A 22,218-nucleotide genomic window follows, 5' to 3' on the forward strand; every position below is an offset into this window, starting at 1 on the left:
CACCGCACCACCAGGCAAACCGATTAGGAGAAGCCCCATGACGACAGCCACCCGTCTCCGCCGCTGGATCACCGCCGCGGTCGCGGTCCTCGCCATCTCGTCGGCCGCCGCCGCCCCGCCGTCGAAGGCCGCCCCCGGGAAGATGGTCTTCAAGGACGTGAAAACGCAGACGCTGGAGTTCATCGGCTACGCCGACATGAGCCTCGCGCCGGAGCAGCAGAAGATCAAGGACGACGTCCTCTCGTCGATCCCGACCGTGTGCTGCAAGAAGTTCTCCATGAAGACGTGCTGCTGCCCGTGCAACATGGCCATGACGATCTGGGGACTCTCGAACTACATGCTCGTGGTGAAGGGCGCCGACGCGGCCCAGCTCAAGACGGCGGTCCTGGATTGGGTGAAGTTCATCGGACCCGCCGGATACACGGGCGATGCGTGCTTCAAAGGTGGCTGCAACCGGCCGTTCGCGAAGAACGGTTGCGGCGGCATGGACCACAAGAGCGTCATCTTCTAGGGGCTGAGCGATGAGACTCCTTCGAACGCTTCTCCTTTCCATGGCGATGGTGAGCCTTCCGGCCATGGCCCAGGAACACGTCCACGGCGACCGGGGGGTGCCAGACGAGGCGCCCTCGGCGGAACGGCCCGTTCGGGACCTGGATGCGGCGCTTCGCGACGAAGGGAGCGCCCTGCGTGCGCTCCGAACGAGCGTCCGCTCGCGCGAGCGCGATCGGGTTGACCGGGCGGTCGGGGACTACGTCTCGGTTCAGGATGAGCTGCGCGTCGGCCTACGCGCGGGTGGAGGGGACGAAGCGCGTGCGCGAGATGCCTCGCGGATACAGAAGGTCTGCCGGGAGAGCCTGGCGACGCTCCGTGGCCTGGCGGACGGGGCCCCGCCCGCCCTCGGGGAGCGCGTCGACGAAGCGATCGCCGCGGCGGAGCGGACTTTCGGGATCGCTGCCGAGCTCGCAGGTGAGGACGCGGACTCTGCACCGAGGACCAGCCGGGGCGGATGTGGCATGGGGAGCTCCGGCCATCGAGGGCACTGACCGCGACTCCTGACGAGGGGAGCGCGACCGGGCCTGAGGCGCCCGCGGTGTCGCGCGAAGCGAAGTGATCGATCCGGGCGGCGTCGTCCCTGCCGATCCGCGGAACGAAACGTTCCCCGGGGAGGAGCGGACGACGCCGCATCTCTCTAACGTCTCTCTAAGGTTCAGCCCCTATCTTTCCGTTCAAGCGCCGGCGCCGGCGTGAAGAGCCCGCCGCCGGAAGCGGGACCAGGAGAAGACGACATGCGCAGACCTCTCGCCACTCTCACGGCTCTCGCCCTCTCGCTCTGGCCCCTCGCGGCCCCGGCGAACCAGGGCCACGCCCACGCCCACGGCCAGGACGCAGTCCTCGGCACCATCGCCAAGGTCGAGGGCGACCGCCTGGAGGTCGCTGACCCCGACGGCAAGTCCGTCATCGTCAGCCTGACTCGCACCACCATGTACCTCAAGGGGGCTGAGGAGGCGAAGAAGGCTGACCTGAAGCCCGGGCTGAGCGTCGCCGTCGAGACGGCAGACGGGAAGGCCGGGCTCGAAGCGAAGGTCGTCCGGATCGGTCCCGCCGACGGAGCGGTCTGGGCCTGCCCGATGCACCCGGAAGTGACCGGCTCCGGTCCCGCCAAGTGCCCGAAGTGCGGCATGTTCCTCGAGAAGAAGAAGGCCTGAGGAGCGCCCGGTGTACCGAGCAGGAGCGCTCGCTCGAGTCATGGCTCGGCTCCTCTTCGGCGCGCTCCTCGGATCGGGCGCGCTGGCGGGCCAGGAGCCTCCACGTCTCGACACGTCGGTCGCTCCGTCCGCTAACGGGGAGCCGGCGAATCCAGTTGTCAGCCGGCTCGACCGCTCCGAAGAGCTTCTGGCCTCCGTCCGGACGGCCGCCGCCGAGAGAGACGGCACCGCACTGGCTTCGGCCACGGCAGCGTACGTGTCCTACCTCGCGGTCCTCCGGGACGAGATCAGCCGCGCCCCGCGTGTCGATGGCCCGGTGTTGCCGGACAAGCTCGTGGTGGGAAAGACGGTAGCTCTACAGGCGACGGAGCTCGATTCACTGGCGAAGGCGGCCCCACGGCGGCTGCGAAAGGACGTGGAGCGGGCGCTGGCCGCCGCCGACGGGCTCCTCGAGACTCTGGCGAGAGGCTGGTCGGCGCCAGCGCCAGCGGTGCGCCCGCAGGCCGAGTCGCACGCGGGCCACGGCCGCTCGACGTCGGCCTCGAGCGGTGGGCACCATTGAGGGCCTCTGCACTAGGCTCGTGCTGACGACGCGTCCGTCAGGTTGGAGGCACCCATGAATCATGACGAGCACGAGCACACCGGGCACGATCGGTCGACGGCCGGGCGGCCTCAGAAGAAGGACCCCGTCTGCGGAATGTCGGTGCCGGCGGACAGCCCGAACCGACACGAGCACGCGGGTACCGAGTTCGTGTTCTGCAGCGCGACCTGCCGCGATCGGTTCACCAGGGACCCGGGCTCGTTCCTCGAGCAGGCCCCGGCGGCCACGGCCGCTCCTTCTCGGGTCATTCCGGGGGGCTACACGTGCCCCATGCACCCGGAGATCGTGCGCGATGCGCCGGGCTCGTGTCCGATCTGCGGCATGGCGCTGGAGCTTCGGGCGCCCGCGGCGGACGCCGGAGAGAACGCCGAGCTCCGCGACATGAGCCGCCGGTTCTGGTTCTCGGTAGCGCTTACCGTGCCGCTCCTCGGCCTGGCGATGGGCGACATGCTGCCGGGAGAACCCGTGTCTGCGCTCCTCTCGGCGCGCCTGCGCACATTCCTGGAGCTGGCGCTGGCGACGCCCGTGTGTCTCTGGGCCGCGTGGCCCTTCTACGTGCGAGCCGTCCAGTCGGTGAGGAACCGCAGTCTCAACATGTTCACACTCATCGGCCTCGGCGTGAGCGTCGCGTACGGCTACAGCGTCATCGCGACGCTTCTGCCGGGCCTGTTCCCGGCCTCCTTCCGGAGCGCATCCGGCGAGGTCGCCGTTTACTTCGAAGCGGCGGGGGTCATCGTCACGTTGATCCTGCTCGGGCAGGTCCTGGAGCTTCGCGCGCGCAGCCAGACAGGCGCAGCGATTCAGAAGCTGCTCGGGATGGCGGCAACATCCGCGCGACGGATCAAGGCTGACGGTTCCGAAGAGGACGTGCTGCTGGAGGTCGTGCAGGCCGGCGACACGCTGCGGGTGCGGCCTGGCGAGAAGATACCGGTAGACGGAGTCGTGCTCGAGGGTGCGAGCTCCGTCGACGAGTCGATGGTGAGCGGCGAGCCGATACCCGTGGAGAAGGGCCCCGGCGACAAGGTCGTCGGAGCTACGGTCAACGGCACCGGAGCCCTCGTGATGCGGGCCGAGAAGGTCGGCGCCGAGACGCTTCTCTCGCGCATCGTCGCGATGGTCGCCGAGGCCCAGCGGAGCCGGGCGCCGATCCAGAAGCTCGCCGATGTCGTGGCCGGCTATTTCGTGCCGATCGTCATCCTGATCTCGATCCTCACATTCGCGGCCTGGGCGATCGTCGGGCCGGCGCCCCGAATGGCGCACGCGCTGATCAACGCCGTGGCGGTGCTCATCATCGCCTGCCCCTGTGCGCTGGGGCTCGCCACCCCGATGTCGATCATGGTGGCAACGGGCAGAGGCGCGACCATGGGCGTTCTCTTCAAGAACGCCGAGGCGATCGAGGTGCTTCGAAAGGTCGATACGCTCGTCATCGACAAGACGGGGACACTGACGGAAGGGAAGCCCGAGCTGGTGAGTGTCAAGCCGGCCGCCGGCTTCTCCGAATCCGACCTCCTCCATCTGGCCGCCAGTCTGGAACGAGGCAGCGAGCACCCGCTCGCGGCGGCCATCGTGAAGGGAGCCGAGAAGCGCGGCGTGGCTCTCTCGGGCACGGACGGGTTCGAGTCCGTGACGGGAAAGGGAGTGAAGGGAACCGTAGACGGCAGATCCGTGACGCTCGGGAACACGTCCCTGATGGCGGACCTGGGAATCGACCTCGGAGAGTTGGGGACCGACGCAGAGGCACTCCGCAAGGACGGGGAGACGGCGATGTTCGTTGCGGTCGACGGCGAGGTCGCGGGCATCCTGGGGGTGGCCGATCCGATCAAAGCCAGCACGCCCGAGGCCATCAAAGAGCTACACGGTGAGGGCCTCCGCATCGTCATGCTCACGGGCGACAGCAGAACGACCGCCGAAGCGGTCGCGAGGAAGCTCGCGATCGACGAGATCGTGGCCGAGGTGCTGCCCGATCAGAAGGCGGAGGTCGTGAAGCGGTTCCAGGCTCAGGGACGCGTCGTCGCGATGGCAGGCGACGGCATCAACGACGCCCCCGCGCTCGCACAGGCGCAGGTGGGGATCGCCATGGGGACGGGCACCGACGTCGCGATGGAGAGCGCCGGGGTCACGCTGGTGAAGGGGGACCTCCGGGGCATCGTCCGGGCGCGGCGCCTTTCCCGCAGCACGATGGCCAACATCAAGCAGAACCTCTTCTTCGCATTCGTCTACAACGCGGCAGGGGTGCCGATCGCTGCGGGTGTGCTCTACCCGGTCTTCGGGCTATTGCTCTCGCCTGTGATCGCGGCTGCCGCGATGAGCTTCAGCTCGGTCTCGGTCGTCGGAAACGCGCTCCGGCTTCGACGGGCGAAGATGTGAGCCTGGACGACGAGACGATCGAGGCGGTGCCCGGCGGCGAGAGATCGCGCCCCGGTCGCCCCGATCGCGCGACTCCGCGCTATGAGCTCGGCGAGACGCTCGGCAGCGGGGGGATGGCGACGGTCGTGCTCGCGAGGGATCGCCAGCTCGGACGCGACGTCGCCATCAAGCGCATGAGGCCCGAGCTCGCCGAGGACCCGGGGGCACGGCGCCGGTTCGAGGAGGAAGCGCTGATTCTCGCGGGGCTCGAGCATCCAGGGGCAGTCCCGGTGCACGACGCGGGGACGCTCGAAACGGGCGAGCCGTTCTACGCAATGAAGCGCGTCCAGGGACGGACCCTGAAGAGCCTCCTGTCGGCGCGGCGGCCGGAGGAGATCCGGTCGCGCCAGTCGATCACCCACTTCGTCGACGTCTTCGAGCGGGTTTGCCAGACGCTTGCCGCGGCGCACCGCCAAGGCCTGGTTCATCGCGACGTCAAGCCAGCGAACATCATGGTGGACGATATGGGCTCCGTCTACCTGGTGGACTGGGGCCTCGCCGTACGGCTCGAGGGCGACAGTCAGTCCCGCGCGCATCCAGGAGGGTCCGTTGCCGGGACGCCGGCGTACATGTCCCCCGAGCAGGCGCGTGCTGCACCGACGAACCCGGCCTCCGACGTCTTCTCGTTGGGCACGGTCCTGTACGAGATTCTGACCGGCGCGAACCCGTTCTCATCTGCCGATGCGCTCGAATCGATGCGCCGCGTTCGGGAGGAGTCGCCTGCGCCGCCCGTCGCGAGGAACCGCGCAGCCGGGAGGGCGCTCTCTGCCGTCTGCATGAAGGCCCTCGCCAGGGACCCGTCGTCGCGATACGGCTCAGCAATGGAGCTGGCGGAGGAGATCCGCCGGTACCGGGAGTTCCGTCCGGTGGACGCTGCGCCTCCGACCTTCATGGAGAGGGCTGTGAACTGGATGCGCCGGCACCCTGCGGTCGCCTCGGCCGTCGCGGCCGCGCTCGGCGTCGCCCTCCTTGGAGGAGCCGGGGTCGCCGTCCGCATCGCTTCCCGCCACAGTCTGCACGTGATGGCTTCGGAGCGCCTGGACGCCGCGGACGCGAGCCTCGCCCGAGTCGATGCCGAGATCGCTCGCGCCACCGCGGCCCGCGAAGCCGCCCCACCGGACGGTCGAGCCCGGCTCGACCTCGAGCTCGACGAGCTTCGAGCCCTGAGGTCGGAGGAGTACGAGACCGTTCACGGATTGGCCTACGCCATTCTCGGGTTCGGGGCGGGCTCGCCGGACAGGGTCATCCAGGCGCGAGTCCGCCGATATCAGGTCGAGGGCGTCGAACGCTACCTCGCCGCTGGGCAGGAGCTCGCTGCAGCTGCGTCACTGAGGAAGGCTCTCAGGGCCGCCGAGGCGGCGAATCCGCTTGGCTTCTCGAAGGACGAGATAGCGGCGATGGAGGCGAAGCTGATGCAGGTCGAGGCGAGGCTGGCAGCCTCCCGCGGACCCGAATCAGAGCCGACCGGACACTGAAGAGCCGCCGTCGGCGTGGCGTACCACCATAGAGGAGCGGCCGGAGGTCTGAACGGGCCCCACCGTCACGAGATTACTCGCAGGGCAGGCGGGCAAGGACGAGCGCAGAGGTCCCTCGGCCCAGCCGCTCGACGGCGACGCCGCTGTAGCCGTGCGCGACGAATAGCATCGTGAGCTCCTCGACCCAGGCGGAGCGGCGGACGATCTCGGGCAGCTCGTCGAATACCCGGATCGCCGCGGGCCACTCGTTCAGCGCGGTCTGTCGGAGCCGCTGAAAGTGGCGCTCCCATGCCTTGCGGACGACAGGGTGCTCCGGGTAGGTCAGGTCGTGCATGACCACGAACCCGCCCGGATTCAAGAACGACCTCAAACGCGAGACGAGGCGGGGGAGATCTGCGTACTTGGCCAGGTAGCAGCTCGTAACGGCGTCGAACCGTCCGGCAGGAGCGACGCGCTCGAACGAGCCCAGGACGAAACGTGCCCGATGGTCCCGTCGGAGATGCGCCCGCTTCAGCGCGTGGTCGAGAAGCGCGACCGAGATTTCCATACCGACGACCTCCGCCTCCGGGGAAACGATCCCGAATCATGAACGTGAGGGTCCCGGTGCCGCAGGCGAGGTCGAGAACCCGCGCCGGGGCGTCGAGGTGCGCCAGGAGCGCCTCCTTCCAGCGGCGGTCTGCGCCGCGTGTCGCTGCGAAGAGGATCTCGTCATACGCTTCTGCTGTGCCGTCGGAGAGCTCCGCTGCGATTCTCTGGTGCGGGAGCGTCATGCGCTTCTCCGGGCTGCGCTCGTGGCGGGCGGGCCCTCGCCGACACTCGGCGGGAACCACTGCGCGTCTGATTCCGCGAGCGCCGCGGAGAGCTCCTCGACGGAGCGGGCGGCGCGGCGAAGCCGGCGCTTCGTCCCGTCGTCGCGTACGGAGCTTGCTTCGAGCTGGCTCAGCTCCAGGTGAGCGTTTCTCAGAGGTCCGAGCGTTCTCTCGCGGATGCCGGCGAGGGCCGCGGCCACGGCGCAGCGCCGCTCGGCGGCGATCCACTGGCGGGTCTGCTGTTCAAGCCCCGGCCCCAGTGCTCGCAGGGCCCTCGTGAGCCGGTCGAGCTCGAGATCCGTCGCAGGGACGCTCGCGAGCCAGCCCCCGCCTTCCGTGATCCGCTCGATCTGTCGGGAGATCGTGCTGAGCGGCCCGAGGAGGCTTCGTCGGAGGATCCACTCGATGCCTGCGACGAGGCCGGCGATCGTCAGCCCGGCCTGAAAAAGCTGGATCGCGAGCGCGCTTCGGAACCGGTCGCGTACGAACCGGCCGTCGCTCCAGTAATGAAGCGTCCACCGGCCGTCGGAAAGGTCCAGCGCCTGGCAGGCCACGATCCCCGAGCCTGAGGGCGCCTGCGACGCCGAAGAGAGCGGGACGAGGTCGACCCGGCCCCCAGCCCGCTCGAAAGAAGGGGCAAGCATCCGGAGGTGCGCCCGGGCCGTCCGCGAGTCCGCTCGGAACTCGGGCATCGCGGAAAGATGCTCGAGGAACCCAGCGAGGTAAGCGACCTCCGCGCGTTCGATCTGCCGGCGATCCTCGACGACACCAAGCGTCGTGACGAGCCCGACCGTGAGGGTCGTCGACGCGACGACCCACCATCGGATTCGGGTCCGGAGGCTTTTCACGGAGCCCACCCGGAGCGCGGCTTGTACGCGGTGATGAACCCGATGGTGCCAAGGGCCGTGTTCAGCCGCAGCCGCTCGGCCACGTTCGCGAAACCCGCTTCCTCGACGAAGGCCGGCATTCGGCCCCTGGCGTGGTCCTCGGTCTCCCGGCGGCCGTCGAGTGTGCGGACGATCGAGAAGGCGAGGGCGCGGAGGCGCCCTTCCGGACGGGTGAAGTCGACGAGGACGAGGCGCCCACCCGGCTTGAGGAGCCTCGACGCCGCCGCGAGGGCGGATCGCTTCCCGGAGGGGAGGAGATGGTGGAGGAGGAGGGAGGAGGTCACGAGGTCGAAAGACTGATCGGGGAAGGGCGGATCGTCGGCCGGGCCGCGGGCCCAGGTCACGGAGATCTGCGCCTCCCGTGCCTTGTGCTCGGCGATCGCGAGGGCCGCCGGGTCGATGTCGTAGCCGACGACGGTCGCGCGGGGGTGCTCCTGTTTCAGCCGGACCGCCAGAGAGCCGGTCCCGCATCCGATGTCGAGCACGCGCTCTGCCGGCTCAGGGCGAAGGAGGGACAAGGTCAGTCGCCTCAGCTGTTCATCCCTCATGACGAGCTGCATGAGAGGGTCGAAGAGACCTGTCAGGGCGTGGAAACGTAGAGCCGGGATATATGCGGCCCCGCTCGTAGGGTCGCGCTGAAGAACCCGGACGGCGGCGTCGACGCTGACCGGTCGACCGCACGTGAGGCCCTGTTCGCTCTTTGGCATACCTACCTCTCGGATTCCTCCGCCGATACCCTTGGCGGAGCAATGAACTCGAGTTCGGTGAGACCCTGCTCCGCCTTCGCCGTCCTCTGGTCGAGAAGATAGCCCCGGCAGATTAGAGGCGCCTTAGACGAAGGAAGGGAAGCAGCGTCCGCCGTTCGGTTAGCCGATTCGCGTTTCGGGCCGCCCGCGTTCCGACCCAGGGCCGAGGGGCTTGCTGGCTCAGATCCGACCGAAGGTACCCGACGACCGTATGCCTTTCCGTGGAAGGAGCGGCACGCGTTTTAAGGCGCCTCTAATCCACTCGACCCATTCTTGAGGTCAAGAGGCAAACGGGAGCATTCCGAATGCCCCGGATCAAAGTCCTTTCACGCTCGTCCCGAAACGTAGGCCAGCCGGCGAAGCACAGCCCAAGACGATGGCAGGAGGTTCGCGATGTCCGCAGAGCGTCCCAAGGTAACTCGGCATCTGGCATCCGTCATTCTCGTCGCTTCCGCACTGATCTCGTCCGTCCGACCGGCTGCCGCTAGCCCACAAGTGCCGGCCTCCGCTGCGGCCGAGAGCCGAACCGTGATGAAGGTCGCAGTCACCCCGAAGGACCACCTCGACAGGGCCGTCGAGTATCGAAAGAAGGCCGCCGCCTACCGCGAAGAGGCGAACGTGCATCGCGAGATGATCCTGGCCCTCAAGAAGCGACTGCCGCCCGATACCCGGCCAGGAAACTACGAGCCTCCCGAGCTGGAGAAGCTGCGGAGCCACTGCAACGGCTACATCAAGGACGCAGAGGCACTGGCGGCGAAGGCGGAGAAGCTGGCCGAGTACCACGAAATGCGTGCGGCCGAGCTGAGCGGCCAGTGAGCCTGTCCAAGTGCGGGTGCGCCGCGTCTGGGCCCGAGGTGCCGACTCCGCTTCGCCTCCCGACATCCCGCCCATGGAAAGGAGCTGCCATGCTCAACCACGCTGTCCACAAGATCCAGAGCCTCGCCTTTGCCGCCCTGCTCGCAGCGCCACTCACTCTTCTGCCGCTCGTTGCGGACGCGCAACAGGAGGGAGGGGCTTACCCGATGTTCGCCGACGAAATCGCGAGGCTCCCGGAGGTTCATCTCGCAAGAGCCGAGGAATACGAAAGGAAGGCGGCGTCGTACCGCAAGGAAGCCGCCAAACAGCGAAAGCTGCTCGGGGATTCCATCACCGGGAACAGAGAACCGGAGCGGGCGGACACCGATCCGATGATTCTGGAGATGAGGCGACACTACGAAGCGTATATAGAGAAGGTGGAGGCCGTCGCGCTCGAGGCGGAGCGGTTCTCCACCTTCCATCGGAAGCAGTGGGAAACACTGCGGGGAAAGTAGCTGTCACGGAAGATCGCAGAGGGGGAAGCCCGCCCGGGCAGACGGAGCGCGGACCCGGGCCGCAGGGGGCCCGGCGCAGCGTTGCCTTTGGGGCCGGAAGGCGGGTCGAAGAGACCCGTGAGGGCGTGGAATCGGGGCGCGGGCACGAGAGGGCTCCGCCGCGCTCACCGCCTTCCCCCGGCCGATGCGGACTCGGGCGTCTTCTCGGACCCTGCGGTGAGCCCGGGCACGGGGACGGACTCCACGCTCCGGCCAGGACGCGACTCGTGAGGGGCGTTCCGCGAGGCATACCCTGAGCCGGGCCTCCAGGTCCCAGAGGCTCCCTTTCTCGACGACGAGGTCGGCGCCGAGACGGAACGCTTCCTGTCGTACCTCGGTCGTCGACGAGCCCGTCCAGACGAAGATCACGGGGCGCGGCTCGAAGCGCGCCGCCGCGGCGACGACTTCCAGGCCGTCTCGCGTGTGCCGTCCCGTGAGGTCGAGGTCCGTGACGACGGCCGCCCAGCGCCGGGCAGCCAGGAGGACCAGGGCGGAGTCGAGGTCGAGAGCCTTCGCTGCCTCGAAACCTCGCCGCGCGAGGAACTCGGCAGTACAGAACGCGAACGAGACGTCGTCCTCGACCAGGAGCAGAGTGGCGCGGGGAGAGGTTCGTTCCATGTCTCAATGTTGGGGACCGGACCTTAGAATTCGATGAGAGAGAAGGCATCTCACCCTCTAATGCTGCTCTAAGGTATGGGTCCTATCTTTCCGCCCATACACGGCTGCGGTGCGAGACGCTCGCTCAGCGGCCGATCGACAGGAGACATCGACATGCGTAAGGCTCTCTCCGTTCTCGCGGCTCTTGCTCTCGCGCTCTCGGCCGGCGTGGCCTCCGCCCACGACGGGCACGCCCATGGGAAGGAAGCGATCCTCGGTACTGTCGCGCAGGTCCACGGTGACCACCTCGAGGTGGCGGACCCCGACGGCAAGACGGTCTCCGTCACGCTCACGAGCGCGACGACCTACCTCAGGGGAGACTCCGAGGCGAAGAAGGCCGACCTGAAGCCCGGTGTGCGCGTCGCCGTGGAGACGGCCGATGGCAAGTCGGGGCTCGAGGCCAGGATCATCCGGATCGGCGCCGAGGAGAAGGCTGTCTGGACCTGCCCGATGCATCCCGAGGTGAAGAGCGCCGGCCCCGGGAAGTGCCCGAAGTGCGGCATGTTCCTGGAGAAGAAGAAGGCGTGAGGGCCGGTTCGGCCGGAGGGGGTTCGACGTGACGCGCACAGGCCGGGTCCTCCTCGTAGCGGGAGCCGTCGTCGCCGTCGGCTGCGGGTACGCCCTCGCCGCGGCCGTCCGCCGGGGGTTCAGCGCTCGCGAGGAGCCGACGAAGGCCGAGGAGGTCGTGGCACGGACCTTCCGGGGGTGGGCGACACCGGAGGCGGCGCGCCGTGTGCCGAACCCCGTCCCCACAGGCCCCGAGGTCCTCGCCCGGGCGCGGGCACACTTCGCCGACCATTGCGCGAGCTGCCACGGGAACGACGGGAGCGGGCAGACGCCAATGGGCCGCCGCCTCTACCCGCGGGCGCCCGACATGCGTTCCGGCGAGACCCAGCTCCTCACCGACGGCGAGCTCTTCTCCATCATCAGGAATGGAATCCGCCTTACCGGCATGCCCGCGTGGGGCAATGGCACGCCGCCGGAAGATGTCGGCACGTGGGAGCTCGTCCACTTCATCCGCCACCTTCCGAAGCTCACGCCGGCCGAGCTCGCGGAGATGGAGTCCCTCAACCCGAAGAGCCCGGCCGAGTACGAGAAGGCGAGGCAGATCGAGGCGTTCCTTTCCGGCTCCGGTTCGTCCGACGCGTCCCCGCGAGAACGGAGCGCGCATTGAAGCGCGAAGTGCAGCCTCGTGATGTCGTCCGGCTCGGGCAAGGGATGTAGGGCCGATGCCCATCGTCGAGCTCGTCGCCTTCGACGGCTGCCCGAACCGCGACAGGGCTCGCGCGAACCTCCGGGCGGCCCTTGCCGAAGCCGGCCTCCCGTCCGTTTGGCACGAGCTCGACGCGAGCGGACCGAACGTTCCCGACCGCGCCCGGAGCTGGGGGTCTCCGACGATTCTGGTGGACGGCGTCGACGTCTCCGGGGCATCCGCGCCACCGGGCGGCCGCGCGTCCTGTCGCCTGTACGGTTCCGCGGGTGATCACGGAGCGCCTTCCGTGGCCGTGATCGTCGCAGCGCTTCGGTCCGGATCGGCTCGTCCGGGTGACAGCGGAGCGTCATCGTGACCCCTCCAGCGGCCCGTGCTCTGAGCAGAACGAGCCTCGTCGCGGCGCTCGTCTCGGCAATCGGCGCCTCCCTCTGCTGTATCGGTCCGCCCGCTGCAGGCATGCTCGGCCTCGCCGGGGCCGGCTCCTTCGCCCTCTTCCACGAGTACCGGCCGTACCTCGCCATCGGCACGATCGTCCTGCTCTGGGCGTCAGTCGGGCTTACCTACAGGACGAGTTCCGCGGCCTGCTGCGCGACCGGGACCGATTCGAGGCCATGGAATCCAGACCCGCGCGACCGGCGATGGCGGCGTCTGCTCTGGATCGTCGTCGCCCTCACGCTTGCCTTCCTGACGATCCCCTGGTGGTTCAGCCCCTAGCGTTTCAGCTGGCGCGACGCCAGGGCGAAACACGATATGACCATAAGGTGATAGAATGACCCGTGACGAGCCAAGGCCGTCAACGGTCCGAAACAAGGAGGTTCCTATGCGGTGTCTCAAGTCCATTCTCGGTGCAGCGGCTCTCGTCAGCGCCCTCGTCACGTTTCCCGCCACGGCCCAGATGGGCGGCGGTGGGGCGAACGGCGGGCCCGGTGACGGCATGACGAACGGGACAGAGGATCTGGTCATTCCTGCGGGTGTTCGTGGAGAGGGCCGGTTCAGCTCCTTCTTCGTCACGGATCTCTGGATCAAGGCGACCGGGACCGGAACGGCAACGCTCTACTTCCACGCGGCGGACTCGACGTCGACCGCCCCAGCCGCCACGGCGACGGTGAACCTCACCCAGCCGATTACGTACCTGCCCGACGTCCTTCAGGCCAACTTCGGTCTTGCTGCGGGCTTCGGGGCGATCCGCGTAGCGGCGAGCATCCCGATCTCGGCGACCGTGCGCGTCTACAACCAGACCGGGGCGGGTGCCTATGGCCTGGCGTTCATGGGAATGCCGAGCCGGATGGGAATGACCTCAATGCCCATGGGCGGCTCTTACGGCATGGACGAATACGCGATGTACATGCTCGGGCTCCTTCCGCAGCCCGGTAACCGCGTGAACGTAAACGTCGTTGCACGGCCTCGACGGGCGCTACCGGCGTCGTCGAGATCGTCGACGCCGACGGATCGACTCCGACGGGCACGGGCGCCAAGAGCCTTCCATTCACCCTCGCGGGGTACTCTTCGCACCAGTTCAACGACGTCCTTCTGAACGTCCATTCGAAGTTCCCGACCGGTGACGCCGGCCTCCAGATCCGCGTGCGGATGAACCAGGGCGGAACCGGAATGGTGATGGCCTACGCCGTCGTGAACGACAACACGACGAATGACGGCTATGTCGTCATGGGCAGCATGATGAACGGCGGCCGTGGCATGGGCGGCGGGATGATGGGCGGGCAGTAGCCCGGCGATCGGGCGTCCGAAGCCCCTGCCGTTTCGACGAGACATAGGCAGCGATGAGGGCCTCCCTTCAAGGGAGGCATTTCTCGATCTCGTTCGTTACTGCGGCTCCGCAACGCACGGCGGCAATAGCAGCCCTGCATCGAGGCTGAGGTCCGGCAGGGCGGCTCCTCCCGTTCACGGCTCGACGACGACCATCATCGAAAGCCCGGTCGCGCCCGCCGCGCTGTCTCCCACGTGCTGCAGGTTGTGGCAGTGGAGCATCCACGTTCCTGGGTTGTCCGCTTCGAGGAGGCCGTCGTAGCGCTCCCCGGCGTTGAGCGGCAGCGTGTCCTTCCGGTAGGGCGACGGCAACGGGAAGCCGTCCGTCGCCGTGACCGTCCAGCTCATCCCGTGCAAATGCATCGGGTGGACCATGTTTCCGGTGTTCACCATCCGGAAGAGGACCCTCTCGCCCTTGCGCACGCGGATGTCGGGGACGTTCGGGCCCGTCTTTCCATTGATGAGGAGCGTCCCCGTCATCATGCCCGACGAGGACATCCCGCCCCCCATTCCCATTCCTCCGCCCATCCCCATGCCGCCGCCCATCGCGCCGGGCATGGAGCCGAGCTCACCGACGACGAGGGAGACCTCGCGGTCCCATTCCTTAGGCGCGGAAGCCGGCGGCTCGACGACGAGGAGGCCGTAAAGGCCGCGGGCGATCTGAGCAGCGGAGCTGAAGTGAGGGTGGTACCAGTACGTCCCGGGCTCGGGGGCCGGGAACTCGTACGTGAACCGCGCACCGCGCGCCACGGCCGGTGCGGTGACTCCCGGGACACCGTCCATTCCGTGGGGAACGGGGACCCCGTGCCAGTGGATCGTCGTCGCCTCGGGGAGCTGGTTCACGAGCGTGACTCTGACGACGTCTCCGGCGGAGACGCGCAGCTCGGGGCCGGGGAGCGTCTGGTTGTACGTCCAGGCGACGACCTTCTGCCCGGGCGAGATCTCCCAGGTCGAAGCGGCGGCGGTGAGGGTGAACTCGCGCACCGCGCCGAGGGCGGGGGAGGCGGCGGTCGCGGCGAGAGCCCCGAGCAGGGGGAGCGCCGCGGTCAGGCGGAGTCGGGCGGTCGTCATCGGGAGCTCCTTCTTGAGAAGAAGGGCGGCGCGACCTCGGGGTCGCGCCGCCCGGTGATCGTGGGCAGGGGCGGCTTCGCCGCGGGCTACTGATCGAGGGCGACCGTCCAGAGGAGGCGGCCGGTGAGGTCGACGGCGACGAGGCTCCGCCGCATTCCCTGGAAGCCGGCATCGCCCGGACCCATGTGCCCGGTCGTCGTGCCGCCGGTCGTCGTCGACGTCGGCGTCCCGACGAGGAGGACGAGCCGGTCCGAAGCAGCCTCGACGCGCATCGCGACGCCGTCGATGGCGAGCCGCCACGCCTCGGCGCCGGTCGTGGAGCGAAGCGCGACGAGCGCGCCCGTTCGGGGTGCAGTCCCGGTCGTGCCGTACCCGTGTGGTTCACCGGTGGAGACGACGAGGAGGTCGGCGGCGAGCGTCAGGTCCCTGATGGCGTCCGTCGACCTCCAGGACCAGGCGTTGGTGCCGTTCGGGCCGATGGCGAGGAGCTCGTCGGCGATCGCGGACGTGCCGGTGCCCGTCAGCTCCCGGGAGACGACGAACGTCGTCCCCGCAGGCGAGACGAGGACGCGGCCCATCCCTCCCATGTCGTCGCCCATGCCCCAGCCCATGCCCGAGCCGGAGCCCATCCCGCCGGTCCCTCGGGGACCCGTCGTCGACCCGCCGTGCCCGCTGCCGTGCCCACCGCTCCCCATGCCTCCGCCCATCATCTGCGCCGCGGCGGCGCCGGACAGGGAGCAGGCCAGGAACGCGATTGTCGCGATGGTTGCCGTTCGTCTCATCGATCTCACCTCTTCACGAATTGCCCCGAGCCGAGGCTCGCGGGCTGCTTTCATCAAGCGCAACGCCCGTGCCACTTCATGGGCGCTCCTTCCGGCCTCGTTCGGGTCGAAATGCCGCTTTCGGGCTTCGGCGAGGTGCCGGAGAAAGGGGCAAACCGACCCTGACCCGATCGGCGGCGCCGACGGCATCTCGCGCGGACCGGCGGGTCCTCAATGGCCCTTCGGTCCCATCGGGGTGCTGCCGTGCGAGCCGCCCCCGTGGCTCTGGGGCATCTTCCCGTCCGGCGCCGCGCCCGGCATCCCGTGCTCGGACCCGGAGGACATGCCCGTACCGCCGTGCATTCCCCAGGAGTGCTCGCTCATCCCCATCGACCTCATCGGCGTCGATCGCGGCGCCGCCATCGGGCCGAACGTGCAGGCCTCGTCGGCCCGCACGAGGACCGGAGCCGCACCGGCCTTCGTCGGCCTCACTTCCACCGTCCCCTCGAAAACTGCGAGGAACGAGCGCCCGTCTTTCGCCACCTCCAGCCCGTACCGCGTCCCGCGGACGGCGAGGAGGGCACCGGGCGCGGCGACCGTCCGCGCTTCGGCCGATCCGTCGGTCAGCGCCTCGAAGAAGGCCTTGAGGCGCCCCCTCTCCACCGTGAGAAGGACGCCCGGGGCCCCGGCCGCGAGCCGGGCGCGCGTGCTCGAACCGATCTCGAAGCGCGCCTTCCGCTCCGGCACGGAGAGCACCGCCTTTCCCCAGAACCCGGTCCGGACGAGGTCTCCGGCCGCGGCCACGTCCCCGGCGGCGACCCGCACCTCGGCCGCCTCGTCGCCTCCCGGGGCGCGCAGCACCTTGCTCTTCACCTCGTCGAAACGGTAGGCCGGCGTCCCGGGCTCGATCGCGGCCAGGATGCCGGCGGCGAGCGCGGCCAGCGGCAGGATGAGCTTCATCGTTCCTCTCCTTCGCCTCCCTCGGCGACCGGGCCTCCCGCGGCCCGCAGCTTCCGGGCGAGCGTCTTCCTCTCGATGCCGAGCAAACGCGCGGCCAGCGTCTGGTTCCCTCCCGCCGACGCGAGGACGGAGAGGATGTGGTGCCGCTCGACCTCCTCCAGCGTCGGCGGCGTCGCGGGCAGCGGCTCCCCCCCGATCGGCCTCGACCACGAGGAGGCCGCCGCGGGGCCGGCGCCCTCCTGGAGCGCGTGCTCGAGGGCTGCGGTGTCGTCGAGCCGCCCGGCGTCGATGAGCGCCCGGCGGACGACGTGGGAGAGCTCCCGGACGTTTCCCGGCCAGGTATGACCGGCGAGCCTCTCGAGGACGGCGGCCGAGACGGTCGCCACCTCGGGGAGACCGAGCTCTCGCCGCCCGAGGCGCTCGAAGTGGGTGACGAGCGCCGGCAGGTCGCTCAGCCGCTCTCGGAGCGGCGGGATTCGGATGACGTAGCCGGTAAGCCGGTAGTAGAGGTCCTCCCGGAAGCGTCCCTCGCCGACCATCCCTTTCACGTCGCGATGCGTCCCCGCCACGACGCGCACGTCGACCGCTTCGCCCGCCTCGGCCCCGACGGGGGTCACGACGCGGTCCTCGAGGAACCTCAGGAGCTTGACCTGGAACGCGGCGGACACCTCGCCGATCTCGTCGAGGAAGAGCGTCCCTCCCGCAGCCTGCGACAGCGCGCCGCGGCGATCCCGCGAGGCGTCGGTGAACGCGCCGCGCCGGTGGCCGAAGAGCTCGCTCTCGAGGAGCGTGTCGGGGATCGCCCCGCAATGGACGGGGACGAGGGGGCCGGAGCCGCGGCCGCTGAAGCGGTGGAGAGCGCGGGCGACGAGCTCCTTCCCCGTCCCCGTCTCGCCGAGGACCAGCACGGGCACTCGGAGGCGCGCGACCCGCGCGACCGCCTTGTAGACCTCGACCACCGCCGGGTGCGACCCGACGATCATGCTCTCCGGGCCGTCCTCGGCGGGCGCGTGACCGGCGGGCCGCGCGGCGAGGGCGGCCGACACGCGGTCGAGGAGGACCGAGACGTCGAACGGCTTGGCGAGGTAGTCGAAGGCGCCCGTCTCCTCCGCGGCGGCGGCCGTCTCCACCGAGCCGCGCGCCGTCATCAGGATCACCGGAGGCGGCGCCGGCCGCGCCTGGACCTCGCGAAGCACCGACAGGCCGTCGCCCCCGGGCATGTAGATGTCGCAGAGAATCACGTCCGGGCGGGCCGTCTCGAGCTCCCTCCGCGCGTCGCGCGCTCCGCGGGCGCGCGCCACCTCGAACCCGCTCGCCTCGAGGGTCAGGGCCACCATCTCCCGGATGGCGTCGTCGTCGTCGATGACGAGGGCACGCGGCATCTACGTCCTCCTTCGGGGCTCTACGCCCCCGCCCGCCGCGGGAAGCGTGACGCGGAAGAGGCTCCCCCCGAGCCGGGAGCCTCGACGTCGATGCGGCCCCCGTGCCACCTCACGATCTCGGCCACGAGGGCGAGGCCGAGACCGAGCCCCGGGACGGTCGCCGCGGAGCCCCCGCGGGCGAATCGCCGGAAGATCTCCTCTCGCTCGCCGGGCGGGATTCCCGGCCCCCGGTCGCGGACCGTGAGGCAGACCGATTCGCCGCCGGCCGGGCCCACCGCCACGTCGACCGGCTCGCCGGGCGCGAACTTCAGGGCGTTGCCGACGAGGTTGTCGACGACGCGGACGAGGAGCGCCGCATCGCCCTGTACGGCGAGCCCGGGCTCGCCCGAGAACCGGATCTCCCGCTCCGCCCCCCGAGGCAAGGAGCGCCGTTCGCTCCTGGACGAGCTCCGGGAGGTCGACGAGCGAGGAAGACCCTTCGGAAGTCCCTCAGCTTGATCCTCTCGAGGTCCAGGAGCGTCTCCACCATCTCCGCGAGCCGCGCGCTCTCCCGCGCGACCATCCCGGCGACCGACCGGCGGCGCTCCTCGCTCAGGTCGAACCCGGAGAGGAGCTGCGCGAGCCCCCGCACCGACGTCAGCGGCGTCTTGAGCTCGTGCGCCAGGACGCGGCGCGCTTCCGCGTCGTCCTTTCGCTCGCTCTCGAGAGTGGCGGCGAGCGCTTCGAGCTCGACGATGCGCCGGACCGCGACCGCGGCCCGGCGGCGGTCCGCGAGGAGGCGCCACAGCTCGGGGCCCGCCGTCGCGGCGAGGCCGCCGAACGCCGTCGCGAGGAGCGGCAGCTCCCGCCCGGCCCAGAGGAGCAACACCATCCCGGCCGGAACCGCGAGCAGGGGGACGGCGGCCGCCGCGGGAGCCAGACGAGGCGCGACCCGCCGTCGCAGAGCCGTCGCACCACCCGTCAGGAGACCGGCGAGTCCCCCGGCAACGAACGGAGGGAGCCGTTCGTACAGGTCTCCCGTCAGGAGCGACTCGGTCGCCGCCGCCTGCACGAGGACGCCCGGATCGGGCGTTCCGCGCTCCGATAGAGGCGACACGACGCGGTCTCCGACCCCTGCCGCGACCGAGCCGACGAAGCAGACCCGGCCCCGGAGCGCGCCCTCCGGCAGGCTCCCGCTCAGGACGTCCGCGGCGCTCCAGGTCGGCACCTCGTCCGCGGAACGGAAGCCGGGCCGGATCGGTGCCCCGACCGGCAAGGGGATCTCCGGCCGCAGGAGCCGGGCCGCCGCGAAAGGCATCGCGCCGAGGGAGAGCCCGTCGAGCTGCCGGGTCGCGAGGAAGCCGCGAACGACGCCGTCGCGATCGACGGCGAAGCTGACGTGCGCCACCTCTGAGGCCGCGCGCAGGCCGGAAGCGGGGAGAATCCATCGCTTTGTCCCGTCCGGCGCGGCGGCGAGGACCGACGGTCTCGCCGCGAGCGCGGTAGCGAGGGCCTCGTCGCCCGGGCGTGTCTCCGCGAGGAGGAGGTCGATCGCCACGGCGGCGGCCCCTGCCGCCCCGATCCGGTCCACGAGGGCGGCCAGGCGCTCCCGCTCCCAAGGCCACGGCCCGACAGCGCCGATCGCCTCCTCGTCGACGACGACCGCCGCGACGGATATCGCGGCCGCCCTCGGCCGGGTCCGCAGGAGCGCGTCCCGAACCAGCAGCTCGGCGGAATCGACCCAGCCCGCAGCGGCAACGAGCGTCACGAGGAACGCAGCCGCCAGCGGCGGGCCGAGACCTTCAGCCGCCCGAATCCGGGTCGCCTTCACCTCGGGGAGAGTACGTCTGCGCACATTAGAACCGCCTTAGAGGTACGGGCTCCTCGCGCGGTTCGTGCAGGCGACTGAGCACCTCCGGCGAGGCGCGGTCGAGGCCCGATCCCCCCGCTCGGGTTCGTCCCTCCCTGCTTCTCCCATCGATCTCACGCCTCCACCATCCTCTTCCGGTCGCGGAAGGCGACCCCGCAGACGACGAGGAAGACGACCTCGACGAGGGCGACGACGATCATCCACTTCACGATGGGCGAGTCGCCCATGCCGTAGGAATGCATACCCGCGTTCAGGACGTAGTTCACGCCGAGGTACGTCATCAGAATCGTCTGGAAGGCGAGGATGCTGATTGCCGCCGCGCCGAACGTCCCGATCACCTTGTCGACCTTCAGGTGGAGGATCGCCATGTAGGCGAGGAAGGCGACGAGCGACCAGACCTCCTTCGGGTCCCAGCCCCAGTAGCGGCCCCACGACGAGGCGGCCCAGACGGAGCCGGTCAGGATCCCCGCGAGGAGAAAGATCGACCCGACGTGCATGTACCAGTAGAGGAGCTCGTAGAGCTTCTCGACGAGCGCGCCGCGCCCCCTGCCGAACGCGGCGAAGCCGATCTGCATGTGTGCGACGACGACGCCGAGGGCGAGGACGGCGTAGCCGACCATGATGATTGGGACGTGGATCGCGAGCCACGGCGTCCCCGCGAGAACCGGAGCGATCGGATGGATGAAGCGGTCCATCGGGAGGAGGTCGGTGAGCGCCATCGTGAGCGCGGACATCGCGGCGGCGTTCAGGACCACGGTCCGGTTCCGCATCAGGAGGTAGGCGATCACGGCGAAGAGGCCGACGCCCCAGCCGAGGAAGAGGAGCGATTCGTACATGTTCGCCGCGGGGATCCGCTCTCCCGCGGCCCAGCGCATCCCGATCCCCCACGTCATCGCGCCGAAGCCGAGGACGAGGAGGCCGAACGAGGCCCAGTCGAGGGCCTTGCTCGCCTTCCCCGACGCCGCGATCGAGACGACGAGCGAGGCGAGGAGGACGAGCCAGGCGAGGCGCGAGGGGTTGACCCGGTTGTAGAGGATCTCCCCCTCCACCTTTTCCTTCGTCGGCCAGCCCGGAAGGCGCGGCCCGTTCGCGAGGGCAAGGAGCGCCGGCGTCGAGACCTCGAGCGGGACGTTCCAGCGGGCCTTCGGGTCGCCCGGGGAAGGGATCGGCCGGACGACGTCCCGCTGGAGGACGGCATAGAGAGCGTTGAGGCGTTCCTCGAGCTTCTCGGCGTCCTTGAGGACACCGAGACGCGGCTGGTCGTGCTGCGCGGCTTCACCGGCCGACTCGATGAGCCGCATCACCGTCGGGTTCGAGACGAGCTGGTGGAAGGATGCCTGCCTCGCCGCCGGGTCGAGGCCCGCCGCGGCGGCGAGTTCCTTGCTGACCTTCACGGCCGGTGCCGCTGACGCGCTTTTCGGGTCGAGGAGCCACCCGATGAACGTCGCCGCCGGGTCCTGGCCGTTCCAGGAGCGGGAGCCCGTCACGTTCCAGACCGTCTCTCGCGCGAGCGTGTCGAGCGGCATCACGCGTCCGTCGTGCTGCACCGGCAAGCGCTTCAGCGCCTCGACCTCTGCCGGCGTCTGCGCGCTCGCCGTGCCGGCCAGCCCCGCGAGGGCGAGGACGGCGCCGAGCGCCTTCCCCATCGTCGGAAGGGACATCCCGGCCTGCGCGACCTTCGCCTCGAGCTCGCTCCGGCTCTTCTCGCGCTCGCGAGCCTGCGAGACGCGCGTCAGGAGGACGAGGATCATCCCGAGGACCAGCGTCGCGTAGCCGGCGAAGACGACGAGCTGGCCCGGGTCCTTCGAGACTGAGAGCACAGTCGCCTCGCGCCCGCCCTGTTGCTGGTAGCTCGACTGGAAGAGTGACCAGCCGCGGTGATGGAGCGGGGTGTTCATGAAGATCCGCGTCGGAAAGCTCTTTCCAGTGTCGAGGTCGGTGACGACGACCTGGCTCGCGAAGCCCGAGGGACGCTTGGTGCCCTGGTAGGTCTCGAGGACGAAGTCGTCGAGCTTCACCGAAAAGGGGAGGTCGTGCTTCGCGAGGACCGTCCCCTTCTCGTCGACGTGCTCGACCGTCGAAGACGCCTGCCCTTCCCAGAGCCCGAGCTGCCCCTCCGTCTTCCCGAAGTAGGTCAGCGCCGCGCCGACGAAGATGAGGAGAAGAGAAGCGTGCGTCGTGACGAAGCCGATCCGCTGCTTCCCCCACGGGAAGTGGGTCGCGATCGAGCAGGCGACGTTGACCGCGAAGAGCCCCTGGAGCCCCAGGAACCACCACGAGTAGTAGACGAGCCGTCCCGCGGTCGCCGCATCCGTGCGGGACTCGAGGATCGTCCCGGCCGAGAGGCCGAGGAGGAGTACCACGAGGAGGACGACGGCGAGCTTGAGGGATGCAAGGGTGCCGACGAGCTTGTTCAAGGGTTCAGTCCATTTCTGCGCCGATCGGGCGGCAGAGCCGAAAGGCAGCTGTCGTTCACTTCAGAGGTGGAGGTGTCGAGGAGGCAGGTGCCGGCGGTGCCCCGGAGCGATCGTTTCAACTTGGCAGACCCGCGCCCTGGCCTCGGAAAACAGGGCCGTGAGCAG

General features: G+C 69.6%; 23 protein-coding genes. 12 read left to right on the plus strand and 11 right to left on the minus strand.

Translation table 11 applies throughout. The features are described 5' to 3' along the window. The first annotated feature begins 37 nt into the window (after positions 1 to 37). From IPN03_05295 to IPN03_05320, 6 genes are all read left to right on the plus strand, one after another. Positions 38 to 511, plus strand: coding sequence for a hypothetical protein (locus IPN03_05295; protein MBK9373141.1), 474 nt, complete (start codon positions 38 to 40; stop codon positions 509 to 511). A gap of 10 nt (positions 512 to 521) precedes the next feature. Further along, positions 522 to 1,043, plus strand: coding sequence for a hypothetical protein (locus tag IPN03_05300; GenBank protein MBK9373142.1), 522 nt, complete (start codon positions 522 to 524; stop codon positions 1,041 to 1,043). Positions 1,044 to 1,286: 243 nt separating this feature from the next. Then, the gene (locus IPN03_05305) at positions 1,287 to 1,706 is read left to right on the plus strand and encodes a hypothetical protein (protein MBK9373143.1); all 420 of its coding nucleotides are present in this window, start codon (positions 1,287 to 1,289) and stop codon (positions 1,704 to 1,706) included. Between the two features lie 40 nt (positions 1,707 to 1,746). Next, positions 1,747 to 2,268: a hypothetical protein gene (locus tag IPN03_05310; protein ID MBK9373144.1), complete on the plus strand. Its 522-nt coding sequence runs from the start codon at positions 1,747 to 1,749 to the stop codon at positions 2,266 to 2,268. A gap of 54 nt (positions 2,269 to 2,322) precedes the next feature. Next, on the plus strand, positions 2,323 to 4,674 hold the full coding sequence (locus IPN03_05315; protein ID MBK9373145.1) for a heavy metal translocating P-type ATPase: 2,352 nt from the start codon (positions 2,323 to 2,325) through the stop codon (positions 4,672 to 4,674). Continuing rightward, on the plus strand, positions 4,671 to 6,188 hold the full coding sequence (locus IPN03_05320) for a serine/threonine protein kinase (protein ID MBK9373146.1): 1,518 nt from the start codon (positions 4,671 to 4,673) through the stop codon (positions 6,186 to 6,188). The genes IPN03_05315 and IPN03_05320 overlap by 4 nt, the downstream gene beginning before the upstream one ends. A 73-nt stretch (positions 6,189 to 6,261) precedes the next feature. Here the strand turns inward: IPN03_05320 and IPN03_05325 are convergent, their stop codons facing one another. The 3 genes from IPN03_05325 to IPN03_05335 all read right to left on the minus strand — a co-directional run bounded on the left by IPN03_05325 (position 6,262) and on the right by IPN03_05335 (position 8,402). Further along, positions 6,262 to 6,735: a class I SAM-dependent methyltransferase gene (locus tag IPN03_05325; GenBank protein ID MBK9373147.1), complete on the minus strand. Its 474-nt coding sequence runs from the start codon at positions 6,733 to 6,735 to the stop codon at positions 6,262 to 6,264. Positions 6,736 to 6,954: 219 nt separating this feature from the next. Further along, positions 6,955 to 7,845: a hypothetical protein gene (locus tag IPN03_05330; protein ID MBK9373148.1), complete on the minus strand. Its 891-nt coding sequence runs from the start codon at positions 7,843 to 7,845 to the stop codon at positions 6,955 to 6,957. Next, positions 7,842 to 8,402 (minus strand): methyltransferase domain-containing protein, encoded by a 561-nt coding sequence (locus tag IPN03_05335; GenBank protein ID MBK9373149.1) that lies wholly within the window; start codon positions 8,400 to 8,402, stop codon positions 7,842 to 7,844. The genes IPN03_05330 and IPN03_05335 overlap by 4 nt, the downstream gene beginning before the upstream one ends. Before the next feature lie 756 nt (positions 8,403 to 9,158). On the opposite strand from IPN03_05335, the gene IPN03_05340 reads away from it, so the two are divergent. Together IPN03_05340 and IPN03_05345 are read left to right on the plus strand one after the other, a co-directional pair. Then, positions 9,159 to 9,446 (plus strand): hypothetical protein, encoded by a 288-nt coding sequence (locus IPN03_05340; protein ID MBK9373150.1) that lies wholly within the window; start codon positions 9,159 to 9,161, stop codon positions 9,444 to 9,446. Between the two features lie 89 nt (positions 9,447 to 9,535). Beyond that, complete coding sequence (locus IPN03_05345; GenBank protein ID MBK9373151.1) at positions 9,536 to 9,940, plus strand: hypothetical protein; 405 nt, start codon at positions 9,536 to 9,538, stop codon at positions 9,938 to 9,940. Between the two features lie 3 nt (positions 9,941 to 9,943). Here IPN03_05345 and IPN03_05350 read toward each other — a convergent pair whose 3' ends face one another. Beyond that, positions 9,944 to 10,597 (minus strand): response regulator, encoded by a 654-nt coding sequence (locus tag IPN03_05350; protein MBK9373152.1) that lies wholly within the window; start codon positions 10,595 to 10,597, stop codon positions 9,944 to 9,946. A gap of 153 nt (positions 10,598 to 10,750) precedes the next feature. Here IPN03_05350 and IPN03_05355 point away from each other — a divergent pair, with 153 nt between their 5' ends. From IPN03_05355 to IPN03_05370, 4 genes are all read left to right on the plus strand, one after another. Next, a complete protein-coding gene (locus IPN03_05355) occupies positions 10,751 to 11,164 on the plus strand; it encodes a hypothetical protein (protein ID MBK9373153.1) in 414 nt (137 codons plus the stop codon). 28 nt (positions 11,165 to 11,192) lie between these two features. Continuing rightward, positions 11,193 to 11,810: a cytochrome c gene (locus IPN03_05360; GenBank protein ID MBK9373154.1), complete on the plus strand. Its 618-nt coding sequence runs from the start codon at positions 11,193 to 11,195 to the stop codon at positions 11,808 to 11,810. Positions 11,811 to 12,200: 390 nt separating this feature from the next. Continuing rightward, positions 12,201 to 12,563: a hypothetical protein gene (locus tag IPN03_05365; protein MBK9373155.1), complete on the plus strand. Its 363-nt coding sequence runs from the start codon at positions 12,201 to 12,203 to the stop codon at positions 12,561 to 12,563. A 106-nt stretch (positions 12,564 to 12,669) separates the two neighbouring features. Beyond that, positions 12,670 to 13,383, plus strand: coding sequence for a hypothetical protein (locus IPN03_05370; GenBank protein ID MBK9373156.1), 714 nt, complete (start codon positions 12,670 to 12,672; stop codon positions 13,381 to 13,383). A gap of 365 nt (positions 13,384 to 13,748) precedes the next feature. Here IPN03_05370 and IPN03_05375 read toward each other — a convergent pair whose 3' ends face one another. From IPN03_05375 to ccsA, 7 genes are all read right to left on the minus strand, one after another. Next, positions 13,749 to 14,684, minus strand: coding sequence for a multicopper oxidase domain-containing protein (locus tag IPN03_05375; protein ID MBK9373157.1), 936 nt, complete (start codon positions 14,682 to 14,684; stop codon positions 13,749 to 13,751). An 86-nt stretch (positions 14,685 to 14,770) separates the two neighbouring features. After that, entirely contained in the window at positions 14,771 to 15,466 is a 696-nt protein-coding gene (locus tag IPN03_05380) for a hypothetical protein (protein ID MBK9373158.1), read from the minus strand. 210 nt (positions 15,467 to 15,676) lie between these two features. Beyond that, positions 15,677 to 16,405 carry a FecR domain-containing protein gene (locus tag IPN03_05385; GenBank protein ID MBK9373159.1) on the minus strand — a complete coding sequence of 243 codons (729 nt, stop codon included), beginning with the start codon at positions 16,403 to 16,405 and terminating at the stop codon, positions 15,677 to 15,679. Further along, positions 16,402 to 17,787: a sigma-54-dependent Fis family transcriptional regulator gene (locus IPN03_05390; GenBank protein ID MBK9373160.1), complete on the minus strand. Its 1,386-nt coding sequence runs from the start codon at positions 17,785 to 17,787 to the stop codon at positions 16,402 to 16,404. The genes IPN03_05385 and IPN03_05390 overlap by 4 nt, the downstream gene beginning before the upstream one ends. A gap of 20 nt (positions 17,788 to 17,807) precedes the next feature. Beyond that, on the minus strand, positions 17,808 to 18,209 hold the full coding sequence (locus IPN03_05395) for a HAMP domain-containing histidine kinase (GenBank protein ID MBK9373161.1): 402 nt from the start codon (positions 18,207 to 18,209) through the stop codon (positions 17,808 to 17,810). Then, the gene (locus IPN03_05400) at positions 18,095 to 19,597 is read right to left on the minus strand and encodes a CHASE2 domain-containing protein (protein ID MBK9373162.1); all 1,503 of its coding nucleotides are present in this window, start codon (positions 19,595 to 19,597) and stop codon (positions 18,095 to 18,097) included. Before IPN03_05400 ends, IPN03_05395 begins: the two co-directional genes overlap by 115 nt. A 152-nt stretch (positions 19,598 to 19,749) precedes the next feature. Then, positions 19,750 to 22,053: a cytochrome c biogenesis protein CcsA gene (ccsA, locus tag IPN03_05405; protein MBK9373163.1), complete on the minus strand. Its 2,304-nt coding sequence runs from the start codon at positions 22,051 to 22,053 to the stop codon at positions 19,750 to 19,752. Positions 22,054 to 22,218: the final 165 nt, after the last annotated feature.

The sequence above is a fragment of the Holophagales bacterium genome (assembly GCA_016719485.1).
Classification (GTDB): domain Bacteria; phylum Acidobacteriota; class Thermoanaerobaculia; order UBA5066; family UBA5066; genus UBA5066.

What these genes read in the sequence shown, in the direction of transcription:
- IPN03_05385 (MBK9373159.1), bottom strand. Translation starts at nt 16,405, where the DNA reads ATGAAGCTCATCCTGCCGCTGGCCGCGCTCGCCGCCGGCATCCTGGCC.
- IPN03_05375 (MBK9373157.1), bottom strand. Translation starts at nt 14,684, where the DNA reads ATGACGACCGCCCGACTCCGCCTGACCGCGGCGCTCCCCCTGCTCGGG.
- IPN03_05315 (MBK9373145.1), top strand. Translation starts at nt 2,323, where the DNA reads ATGAATCATGACGAGCACGAGCACACCGGGCACGATCGGTCGACGGCC.
- IPN03_05305 (MBK9373143.1), top strand. Translation starts at nt 1,287, where the DNA reads ATGCGCAGACCTCTCGCCACTCTCACGGCTCTCGCCCTCTCGCTCTGG.
- IPN03_05310 (MBK9373144.1), top strand. Translation starts at nt 1,747, where the DNA reads ATGGCTCGGCTCCTCTTCGGCGCGCTCCTCGGATCGGGCGCGCTGGCG.
- IPN03_05300 (MBK9373142.1), top strand. Translation starts at nt 522, where the DNA reads ATGAGACTCCTTCGAACGCTTCTCCTTTCCATGGCGATGGTGAGCCTT.
- IPN03_05390 (MBK9373160.1), bottom strand. Translation starts at nt 17,787, where the DNA reads ATGCCGCGTGCCCTCGTCATCGACGACGACGACGCCATCCGGGAGATG.
- IPN03_05295 (MBK9373141.1), top strand. Translation starts at nt 38, where the DNA reads ATGACGACAGCCACCCGTCTCCGCCGCTGGATCACCGCCGCGGTCGCG.
- IPN03_05355 (MBK9373153.1), top strand. Translation starts at nt 10,751, where the DNA reads ATGCGTAAGGCTCTCTCCGTTCTCGCGGCTCTTGCTCTCGCGCTCTCG.
- IPN03_05325 (MBK9373147.1), bottom strand. Translation starts at nt 6,735, where the DNA reads ATGGAAATCTCGGTCGCGCTTCTCGACCACGCGCTGAAGCGGGCGCAT.
- IPN03_05350 (MBK9373152.1), bottom strand. Translation starts at nt 10,597, where the DNA reads ATGGAACGAACCTCTCCCCGCGCCACTCTGCTCCTGGTCGAGGACGAC.
- IPN03_05380 (MBK9373158.1), bottom strand. Translation starts at nt 15,466, where the DNA reads ATGAGACGAACGGCAACCATCGCGACAATCGCGTTCCTGGCCTGCTCC.
- IPN03_05345 (MBK9373151.1), top strand. Translation starts at nt 9,536, where the DNA reads ATGCTCAACCACGCTGTCCACAAGATCCAGAGCCTCGCCTTTGCCGCC.
- IPN03_05370 (MBK9373156.1), top strand. Translation starts at nt 12,670, where the DNA reads ATGCGGTGTCTCAAGTCCATTCTCGGTGCAGCGGCTCTCGTCAGCGCC.